Genomic DNA, 4,137 nt, shown 5'->3' with positions numbered 1-4,137 from the left:
TGCACTGCTCAACAAAGTAAAAATTTTACTAAACTAGAAGTAATTTCAGCAGCAGATTTACCTCGTGGTTGGACGGGAAAGTTATGGGCAATTAATCAAGGAATTAACTATTCAAAACAACAAAATCCAGACCCAGATTATTTTCTCTTAACTGATGCAGATATTGAACATTTCTCTACTAATATTCGTCAACTTGTTGTCAAAGCAGAACAGGAAAATTTAGCCTTAGCTTCTTTAATGGTGAAACTACAATGCGAAACTTTAGCAGAGGAATTAATGATTCCCGCATTTGTGTTTTTCTTTCAAAAATTATATCCGTTTAGATGGGTAAATAATCCCCAAAAATCAACGGCTGCTGCTGCTGGTGGTTGTATATTAATTCCTAAGCAACTTTTAGATGAAGTTGGCGGAATAGAGGTTATTAAAAATGCTTTGATAGATGATTGTGCTTTGGCTAAAGCAGTTAAACAAAAATCAACAAATAAAAAGATTTGGTTAGGGCTAACTTCAGAGACTTTTAGTCTACGTTCTTATCCTGATTTAGTTAGTATTTGGAATATGGTAGCTCGTACTGCTTTTACTCAGTTAAATTATTCTCCATTCTTGTTAGTAGTAACAGTAATAGGAATGAAATTAGTTTATTTAATTCCCTCATTAGGAATAATTTTGGGAGTGATTTTTGGTTGGTGGGAAGTATTAGCGATCGCTTTCTTAGCAAGATTATTAATGTTTTTAGCTTACTTACCTATTGTGAGATTTTATCAACTTTCACCAATATATGCGATGGGTTTACCAACTGTTGCTTTGATTTATATATTAATCACAATAGATTCAGCTTGGCGACACTGGCGAGGGCGAGGTGGTTATTGGAAAGGGCGCATTTATCACACTATATTTTGATTGACATCCTCCCGACGCTGCTCTACGAGACAAGGCGGGATTCCCTAGCATCGCTGTTAGGGGCTTTCTGCTGCCTATGCGCAGAGGAGCTGCGCTAACATAGCACCAGCATAAGCGAGATTTGCTCTCTTCAGGTCTAAAAGCGCGCTCCTAAAGACTTGCCAGCGCCGCCAAAGGGGGTCTCCCCCATGAGCGACTGGCGCTGAAACTGCGAGTCCCGCAGCCAAAATGTTAATTGCAGCGTTTGTGTCCCTGTCATGGTGACCACCACATTCAGGACAATCCCATTTTCTAAGATTTAGAGGTAATTTTTCTACTACATAACCACAATTAGAGCAGCGCTTTGTTAGCGAAGCTCCTCTGCGCATAGGCACTAGGAAAATATCGGTCGATTTTTATCAATTGTCTTCCGTACCATTCTGCCTTGTACTCTAATTGTCTGACTAATTCTCCCCAGTTGGCATCTGATATAGCCCTAGCTAATTTGTGGTTTTTGACCATGTTTCTTACTGCCAAGTCCTCAACTACTATCGTTTGGTTTTCTCTAAGAGCGTTGGGTTGTTAGCTTGTGGGTATAGTCTCCTCTTGAATCCTTAATCTTGGCGTGTATTCTAGCTACTTTTAGTCGGGTTTTGTGATAGTTATTAGACTTTTTGTCGGGTTTTCTATCTAGAGACTTTTGAGCTACCCTTAGTTTTTTATGTAACTTCTGAAGATTCTTAGGATTGACTACTTTTTCACCATCACTTGTGGTTAGCAAGCTGGTAATACCCAAGTCAATGCCCACTTGTTTCTTAGTCGGCTTGAGCCTCAAATCTCTGGTATCATTAACTCTCAAAGATACAGACCATCTACCACTTGGCTCAAGTTTGACAGTGATTGTACTAGGCATACAACCTGGTGGTAGTTGTCTACTCCACCTAATCGGTAATGGTTCTGCACCCGATCGCTAAATAGACTAGGCCATCTTTCCATTTAAATGCAGATTTTGTGAATTCAGCACTACCACCATTGCGTTTTTTCTTGAAGTTGAGGTATTTAGCCCGTCCACTAAAAAAGTTGGTGAAAGCAGCCTGTAGATGTCTTAAACTTTGCTGTAATGGTACACTGCTTACTCTGTCAAGGAAATCTAAATCTTCCTGTTTTTTCCAGGAAGTTAGCATAGCTGAAGTTTGCTTGTAACTCACTCGTTGCTTTTGTTCATACCAAGCTTGAGTTCTAGCAGAAGCGCGCTTTGTTGTAAATTAGGCGCACACAACCTATTGTCCTCCGCAACAGATTTTCCTGTTCTGGAGTTGGGTAAAACCTAAATTTGTACGCCTTTTCAACCATCTACTGATTAATTTTCTACATATACATTCTAACATACAATCCGCAACATTAACATTAATTGGTTTTCCCATCTCTGAGCTCCCCTGCGGGAGAGCGCGGGTCAAGGGCCAACGTTGAGATAAATTTTACAAATCAGATTAGGATCGCTATATAAATCTTTGCTACAAAATCTATAATATGAATAATTCTAATTTCACAAACGAATTACAATGGACACCTGAAGCTAAGACTAAATTGAAAAAGATTCCCTATTTTGTTCGGACTCAGGCACGACAACGAATCGAAGAGTTGGCCAGAGAAGCAGAGCAAGAAATAGTAACAGCAGAAATAGTTGAGCAAGCTAGATTGGAATTTGGCCAGTAGGGCAAACGTTATCTCAACCAACAAACTCAAACAAAATTGTGACGAGCAAAGCAATTACTTTTTGCACTCTAGAAAAAGCTCCCATAAAGCTTTAGACTGGAGTTTTGCAGATAGTCGAGTTTGAGGTGTAGAAAATCAACAGTGAGAAAAATTATAATTGCTGGGAACTGGAAAATGTACAAAACCCAAGTAGAAGCTAAAGAGTTTCTCCAGGGTGTGATGTCTCAATTAACAAAAACCCCCGAAGAACGTGAAGTAGTTCTCTGCACTCCCTTCACTGCACTAGATTTTATGTCAAAAAGTTTGTATTGGAGTCGAATCAAGTTGGGTGCGCAAAATGTTCACTGGGAAGACGAGGGAGCATACACAGGAGAAATTTCTGGCTCAATGCTGAAGGAAGTTGGAGTTAATTATGTAATTGTGGGTCACAGTGAGCGCCGTCAATATTTTGGCGAAACTGATGAAACAGTCAATTTGCGCTTAAAAGCTGCTCAGAAGTATGGTTTAACTCCTATTCTCTGTGTGGGAGAAACTAAGCAACAAAGAGATTCGGGTGAGACAGAATCACATATATTTTCTCAATTGGCCAAGGATTTAGTTGATGTGGAGCAAGGAAATCTAGTAATTGCTTATGAGCCAATATGGGCCATTGGCACTGGTGACACTTGTGAAGCGACAGAAGCTAACCGAGTTATTGGTTTAATTCGTGGTAAGTTGAATGATTGTAATGTCACTATTCAATATGGTGGTTCTGTTAAACCTAGTAATGTTGATGAAATTATGGCACAACCAGAAATTGATGGTGCTTTAGTTGGGGGTGCAAGTTTGAAACCTGATAGTTTTGCTCGTCTGATTAATTATCAATAACTTTAATATTGTTGATTGTTGATTAGACTTCGCCACAGAAGTTGGGAAGAGGAAACAGAAGCAGAAAAAAAGGGAGAAAAAAAGATTTAATTTTTACTTTTGCAAGAGGTATATTGCAGCAAAATAGAAAGATAAATTTACCAATATCCTAAGATTTTGCCCTATAGTTTAGTTGGTGGCAATGAGATGGAGATTAAAATTCTATAATTGGATATAGATTTTATGGAAGTGTTAAATCTGGTTTTTGCTCGACTCACGGCTAAAAACTTTTTTTCTTCCCTTTTGCTTAAAAAGATAGGGAATAGGGAGTAGGGAGTAGGGAGTAGTAGTTCGGTAAACAGGGAATAGAAAAGAAGAAAAATAACTGTATCTCAGTACCTTGATAAATCCTATATTCTTGTTAGAAAATTCTTGCTCAAATCAGTATCATTAAGATGTCCGGATAATAAGTGATAAAAAAGTTTTTGTTTGTAGTAGGGCTTGAGCAATATCTATATTATACAAATTACCATGTATTAATGCTATACTTAGATGACATTTCAATTATTAAGTAATTAACACTGGCTAAATAACTTTTTTGATAATTACAAGTAGCGTTAATGTTAATTATTCTTATGTTTACTACGACCTACGGACGTTGTATCCAACGTCCGTACTAGGTAGGGACGTTGGATA

At 38.2% G+C, this 4,137-nt stretch carries 8 protein-coding genes; 3 read left to right on the top strand and 5 right to left on the bottom strand.

Translation table 11 applies throughout. The features are described from left to right. Window positions 1-900, top strand: a 900-nt coding sequence (locus F6K22_RS34210; protein WP_293108675.1) for a glycosyltransferase, incomplete at its 5' end; no start/stop codon positions are given. 74 nt (window positions 901-974) lie between these two features. Here the strand turns inward: F6K22_RS34210 and F6K22_RS43260 are convergent. Genes F6K22_RS43260 through F6K22_RS43240 form a run of 5 tightly spaced genes read right to left on the bottom strand, consistent with a single transcriptional unit; the run spans window position 975 to window position 2,232 of the window. Further along, complete coding sequence (locus F6K22_RS43260; protein WP_375340225.1) at window positions 975-1,268, bottom strand: zinc ribbon domain-containing protein; 294 nt, start codon at window positions 1,266-1,268, stop codon at window positions 975-977. After that, a complete protein-coding gene (locus F6K22_RS43255; RefSeq protein WP_375340224.1) occupies window positions 1,231-1,401 on the bottom strand; it encodes a zinc ribbon domain-containing protein in 171 nt (56 codons plus the stop codon). Before F6K22_RS43255 ends, F6K22_RS43260 begins: the two co-directional genes overlap by 38 nt. A 43-nt stretch (window positions 1,402-1,444) precedes the next feature. Beyond that, a complete protein-coding gene (locus tag F6K22_RS43250; protein WP_375340223.1) occupies window positions 1,445-1,792 on the bottom strand; it encodes an RNA-guided endonuclease InsQ/TnpB family protein in 348 nt (115 codons plus the stop codon). A 28-nt stretch (window positions 1,793-1,820) separates the two neighbouring features. Continuing rightward, window positions 1,821-2,087, bottom strand: coding sequence for a hypothetical protein (locus F6K22_RS43245; RefSeq protein WP_375340222.1), 267 nt, complete (start codon window positions 2,085-2,087; stop codon window positions 1,821-1,823). A 31-nt stretch (window positions 2,088-2,118) separates the two neighbouring features. Further along, a complete protein-coding gene (locus F6K22_RS43240) occupies window positions 2,119-2,232 on the bottom strand; it encodes a helix-turn-helix domain-containing protein (protein ID WP_375340221.1) in 114 nt (37 codons plus the stop codon). A gap of 177 nt (window positions 2,233-2,409) precedes the next feature. Here F6K22_RS43240 and F6K22_RS34200 point away from each other — a divergent pair, with 177 nt between their 5' ends. Then, window positions 2,410-2,595 (top strand): PCP reductase family protein, encoded by a 186-nt coding sequence (locus F6K22_RS34200; RefSeq protein ID WP_293108672.1) that lies wholly within the window; start codon window positions 2,410-2,412, stop codon window positions 2,593-2,595. A gap of 141 nt (window positions 2,596-2,736) precedes the next feature. Then, a complete protein-coding gene (gene tpiA / locus F6K22_RS34195; protein WP_293108669.1) occupies window positions 2,737-3,462 on the top strand; it encodes a triose-phosphate isomerase in 726 nt (241 codons plus the stop codon). Window positions 3,463-4,137: the final 675 nt, after the last annotated feature.

Source organism: Okeania sp. SIO2F4 (assembly GCF_010672385.1).
Taxonomy (GTDB): domain Bacteria; phylum Cyanobacteriota; class Cyanobacteriia; order Cyanobacteriales; family Microcoleaceae; genus Trichodesmium.
Note: the sequence above shows the minus strand (reverse complement) of the source record. Positions and strands in the feature narration are given on the sequence as shown.